The 5,243-nt window shown below is 68.0% G+C and carries 3 protein-coding genes; all 3 read left to right on the top strand.

From position 1 onward, the window contains the following. Positions 1–87: 87 nt before the first annotated feature. From SZN_RS35125 to tpg, 3 genes are read left to right on the top strand one after another with little or no spacing between them, the layout of a single operon-like run. Positions 88–2,490: a DEAD/DEAH box helicase gene (locus SZN_RS35125; RefSeq protein ID WP_007504784.1), complete on the top strand. Its 2,403-nt coding sequence runs from the start codon at positions 88–90 to the stop codon at positions 2,488–2,490. Positions 2,491–2,547: 57 nt separating this feature from the next. After that, on the top strand, positions 2,548–4,644 hold the full coding sequence (gene tap, locus SZN_RS35120; protein ID WP_007504782.1) for a telomere-associated protein Tap: 2,097 nt from the start codon (positions 2,548–2,550) through the stop codon (positions 4,642–4,644). A gap of 4 nt (positions 4,645–4,648) precedes the next feature. After that, on the top strand, positions 4,649–5,209 hold the full coding sequence (gene tpg / locus SZN_RS35115; protein WP_007504780.1) for a telomere-protecting terminal protein Tpg: 561 nt from the start codon (positions 4,649–4,651) through the stop codon (positions 5,207–5,209). The last annotated feature ends 34 nt before the right edge of the window (positions 5,210–5,243 follow it).

The raw sequence follows: 5,243 nt of genomic DNA, 5'->3' as shown, positions 1-5,243 counted from the left end.
AGACACCACCACCCCTCGGACACATCACCGCTTCGGGATTCCCTTTCCAAATTGCACTCCACATTCCACGAAAAGGAGAAAGCGGGAATGGCCGTGAAACTGCGTGACCACCAGACCGAGGCCGTTGCCGCCATTGTGCGCGGGCTCGACATTCCGCCGGGCGGTATTCCCGTGAATGGGTTGCGGGGTCAGGTGCACTCCGCGTGTGGGACGGGAAAGACCATCATTGCGGCTGCGGCGGCAAAGCGGCTCGCGCCGAAGGGGCGCATTTTGGCGCTGGTGCCGACGCTGGATTTGCTGAGTCAGACGGTGCAGGCGTGGAATGCTGCCGGGCATACGGGCCCGGCTGTTGCTGTGTGTTCCCTTCAGGACGACCCTGAATTGTGGGGCCTTGGCGTCCGGAGTACCACCAACCCGGTGCAGCTGGCGCTGTGGCATGGGCAGGGGCAGGTGACCATCTTCGCGACGTACGCCAGTCTCGGAGTCCTGGCAGAGGCTTTCGAGGGCGCCTACGGCCAGCAGCTTGATCCCATGGACCTGACGTGTGTCGACGAGGCGCACCGGACCAGCGGTTCGATGGGTAAGGCGTGGGCGGCCGTGCACGACCAGGGCGTGATCCCGTCGGCGCGCCGGCTGTATCTGACGGCGACGCCGCGGATCTGGCAGGAGCGGCCCCCGAGCTGGGAAGTTGCTGAGGGTGTGCGGGATGCGCTGCCTGCGGAGATGGCGGCCTCGATGGACGATGAGGAAGTCTTCGGGCCCGTTCTGTACAAGCTGTCGCTTGCGTCTGCGGTCTCCCGTGGGCTGCTGGCGCGGTATCAGATCATCGTGCTGGAGCTTCAGGACCCGGTCGTCACGCCGGAGCGGCTGATGGGTGAGGACCGGCGCAGTGAGGAAGTGCGTGGGCAGCGTCTCGGAGCCCTTCAGGCCGCGCTGTTGCACACCATGGCCGAGCACAGCCTCCAGACCTGCATCACCTTCCACCACCGGACGATAGAGGCGCAGGCTCATGCGGAGGGCCTGGAGCGCGTGGCCAAGCGGCTGCACGCGGACCATCCGGACCGGTACCCGGCGCAGATCTGGGCGGACTGGCTGTGCGGCGAACATGCTCCCGAGCGCCGGCGTGGGGTGTTGGGCGAGTTCGGGAGCACGGCGCTGCGTGCCATCCTTTCGAATTGCCGTGTATTGGGTGAGGGTGTTGATATTCGCACCGTGGATTCCGTAGCTCTCCTCGATCCCAAGGGTGCGCCGCACGATATTGTGCAGGCGATCGGGCGGGCTTTGCGGCAGAAGCCTGGAGAGGGGAAACTGGCCTCTCTGATTGTGCCGGTTTTTTTGCAGCCGGGTGAAAAGCCGGAGGATATGTTCACTTCCGCCTCTTACCGCCCGTTGGTGAAGGTATTGGAAGGTCTGCAGGCTCATGATGAAGAGGCCGTGGAATTGCTGGCGATCCCTCAGGAGCCTCAGAAGGACGTGGCGCAGCCCTCCGTGAACATCGGTACGCCGCCGGAGGAAGGTGAGGAAGAATCTCGTCTGCTGCTCCGGTTCGCTGCTCCCAGGGATCCGGCGATGGTCGCGGAGTGGGTGAGCTTCAACGTGATCGACACGGAGCGGCAGGACTGGGCGCGTGGCTGGGCGAAGCTGAAGCAGTTCGTGGAGCGCGAGCACCACGCCCGAGTTCCATATGGTCACAAAGAGGGCGCGACTCCGCTTGGGCAATGGGTGGCGGAACAGCGACGGGCCTATCAGGCCGGGCAGTTGAGCGGCCTGCGCGCCCGGCGGCTGGAGAAGCTGGGCATGGTCTGGTCAGTGGCCGATGAGAAGTTCCAGGAGAACCTGGAGGCCGCCAAGGCGTACTACGAGGGCCACTGGACCCTTTGCGCTCCGAGGTCCGCCGTGGCCCTTTCCCGGCCGGTAGGACAGTGGTTGAGCAATTTGCGCCGCCCGGGTGCGCTGGACGATCACCCGGAGTGGAAGGCCGCGCTGGAGGCGGTCGATCCGGACTGGAACCCGGAGTGGCCGGCCGACTGGCAGCGGCACTACGCGGCTCTGCGGGAGATGCTCGTGGAGGAGAGCGTGCTCGCGTACGTGGAGCCGGGTGTCACGGTACATGGGATGGACGTCGGGCGGTGGTTCAACAAGCAGCGTGAGCACGCCACTTGGACGGCCCTGACAGACGGGCAGCGTGAGCGCCTGGAGCAGGTCGGCATCGTGCCCCTGCCCCCGGAGCAGGAGACGCCCGCCGAGGCCCCCACAACGGCCTCTAACGCCTTCGAGCGGGGCGTTGCGGCCCTGGCGCAGTACAAGGGGCGCACGGGCTCCGTGACGGTCCCCAGGGGCCACGTGGAGACGATCGTGATCGACGGCCAGGAGCACCCCGTCAAACTCGGCGTCTGGATCATGAACCAGAAGGTGCGCCGCGCGAAGCTCACCGCCGACAAACTCGCCGCGCTCGCCGTGCTGGGGTTGGAGTGGGCGCAGGAAGGTTAAGGAGTGGGATAAGTTTTTGGTTAAGCAGTATCGAGTCCTGACGTGAAGGTGCAGGGAATGGCATCTGAGGAAGAGCTGTTCGCGTCTGTCGACGCTCTGTTGAACGAGGAGCCGCATCTTCCGCCTCCGGCGGAGCGTGCCCGGCTGCGTGAGGCCGCCGGCATCACGCAGGCCCGCCTCGCCACTGCGTTGAAGACGACGACCCAGTCGGTGAAGAACTGGGAGAACGGCCGCTCGGAGCCGAAGTCGCCGCGCCTGGATGCCTACCAGCGGCTGCTGAACGGGTGGGCAGCGAAGTATCCCGCACACGGTGCAGCCTCGGCTGTCGCTCCGGCACCGGCGGCGTCCAGTGAACCGGCCGCGTCCGAGGTGACGACAGACGCCCCAGGGACTCCCACCGTTCCAGCCGCCGGGCCGGCACGTCTCACCACCCGGCCGCCCGCGGCATCGCACCGCCCGGCCGCGAAGAACACAGCCCAGCCCACAGCTGATCTGCGCTTCCCGCACGGCCCGCTCGCGGTCCTCGACGCCAACGGGTCCGCGTACGGCATCGACGGCATCGTGCTCGACTGCCCCGCGACCACCGTGGTGGAACTGGTGGAGTGGACGCTGCGCGAGTCCGGCCTCGGGGCGGCGAAGCTCAATCGGTACGGCAAGGACTCCGACCCGCTGATCGTGCTCACCGCCGCGGCCGCCGTGAAGCTGGGGCTGCCGGAGCGTCTCGAGGGCCATGAGCAGCGCCGCTCGCTGCGCCTGCCCGAGGACCACCCGGTCATCAAGCAGGTGGCGAAGGCCAAGTGGCAGCTCACGCAGCGCGGGTTCGGCCCGTGGGCGCGGATCTACCGCAAGGCGCAGGGGCGCGAGCGGCAGTGCGTGCAGCTCGCGATCCTGTCGTGGGATGCCCTCGATGAGCGGTCCTGGCCCGGTGTGACAGACATGGAGGCGGCCGACATCGCCCGCGTCCTCGGCGTGTACGCGACCCGGGTCATCACCCCGCGCGGGTCGACGGCCGTGTCCGGGCTGGAGTTGATGACGGCACTGCGCCCGCCGACGAAGGCCGTGCAGGACCCGGCAACCGGGAACTGGGTGTCCGGCTACAACGCGGGCTCGCTGGGGACGGAGCCCATGGATCCCGCGCCGCCGGAGGCCACCCCGGAGCACCCCGTCGTCGTGCACTCCGGCTGGAGTGGCGGGTTCCTCAACGAAGAGGCGTACCAGTGGGTGCGGCCGGTGGACCTGCTGACCGACGAGGAGTGCACCCTGCCGTACGCGGTCGGCCTGGACCTCAACACCGCGTTCCTCGCCGCCGCGGCCCGCCTGGTCGTCGGCCTGTCCGCCCCGGACCACTTCCACGCCCCGAAGTTCAACCCGAAGATCCCCGGGAGCTGGCTGGTCGACCTGAGCCATGTGGAACTGGACCTGCGCCTGCCGTCGCCGTTCACGCCGACCGACGAGCGTCCGACGGGACCGGCCTGGTACCAGACGCACACCGTTGCCTACGCCCAGGAGCTCGGCTACAACGTCGCCCCGATCGAGGCATACCTGCGGCGTGAGACCGGCGCGTACCTGGACCCGTGGCACGACCGGCTCAAGAACGCCTACGTCGACACGCTCGCCGACCTCGGCGTCTCCAAGGACCTGGACGACCGCGCGTTCCTCGAGGCGATGGAGCGGCACAAGGACATCGACCCCGCGCTGGCGGCCGTCCTCGCTGCCATCAAGGCCACCGTCAAGGGAGGCATCGGCAAACTGCGCGAGCGTCCGCAGGGCAAGAAATACAAGGACGGCGACCGGTGGCCGGCCCTGGAACGCCCGACCTGGCGCCCCGACATCCGCGCCGCCGTCATCAGCAAGGCCCGGGTCAACATGCACCGCAAGCTCAACAACATGGCCAAGATGACCGGCCTGTACCCGCTCGCCGTGCTGTCCGACTGCGTCGTCTACCCGAGCCCCGGCCCCTCGCCGCTGGACTTCCTGCCGTACGCGGCCTCCGGCAAGCCGCAGCCCGGCGGCTTCCGCCTCGGACCGACGCCGGGCCTGGCCAAGCTGGAAGGCGTCCAGGAGCTGCTCTGGGCAGTCGATCTGATGGAGAAGGGCTACAACCCCGCCCGGCACATCAAGGGCGGCGACGCCGTCCTGGACGAAGGGGAGTAGGCCCATGGCCGGAGAGATCGACGACGCGATCGAGCGGGCTGACCGTGAGTCGTTTACTCGGGAGCCGCCCAAGACCCTCCAGGGCCGCATCAACTTCCTGATGAAGCAGCTCAAGACGACCAAGGCCGTCGCTCAGGAGCTCGGAGTCAGCCAGCGGTCGGTGGAGCGCTACCGCAAGGGGGAGCGCAAGCACCCTCCCCAGCACATCGTCGACAAGATCGACGCGGCAGTGCGGTCCCGGTGGCAGCCCCTGGTCCGCAGGCGCCGCCGGAAACAGGCCGCCGCCACCGGCGGGATCACGGTGGAGACGAGGGCCCGCTTCGGCTACACCGCACCGGTCGGCACGACCGACGACGGCCGCTTCCGGCGACTCACCGTGCGCCTCCCCCCGGCCTACGCCCGCCGCCTCTTCGACGCCCGCGAATCGGGCGCCAGCGACCAGGAGATGCGCGCGATCATCGCCGAAGGCTTCAAAAACGTGTACTTCCAAGACGACGGGAGCCGCGCGCTGGGACTCTCAGACGTCACCCTCAACGACATCGACTACCTCGACCTCGACTACTGACCTGGCGCCAGCTCGCAGGTCCGCCACCTGCTTG

Source organism: Streptomyces zinciresistens K42 (assembly GCF_000225525.1).
In the GTDB taxonomy this organism is placed as follows: Bacteria; Actinomycetota; Actinomycetes; order Streptomycetales; family Streptomycetaceae; genus Streptomyces; species Streptomyces zinciresistens.
Note: the sequence above shows the minus strand (reverse complement) of the source record. Positions and strands in the feature narration are given on the sequence as shown.

Excerpts from the sequence above, each read along its gene's own strand:
- tpg (WP_007504780.1), top strand. The coding sequence starts at position 4,649 with ATGGCCGGAGAGATCGACGACGCGATCGAGCGGGCTGACCGTGAGTCG.
- SZN_RS35125 (WP_007504784.1), top strand. The coding sequence starts at position 88 with ATGGCCGTGAAACTGCGTGACCACCAGACCGAGGCCGTTGCCGCCATT.
- tap (WP_007504782.1), top strand. The coding sequence starts at position 2,548 with ATGGCATCTGAGGAAGAGCTGTTCGCGTCTGTCGACGCTCTGTTGAAC.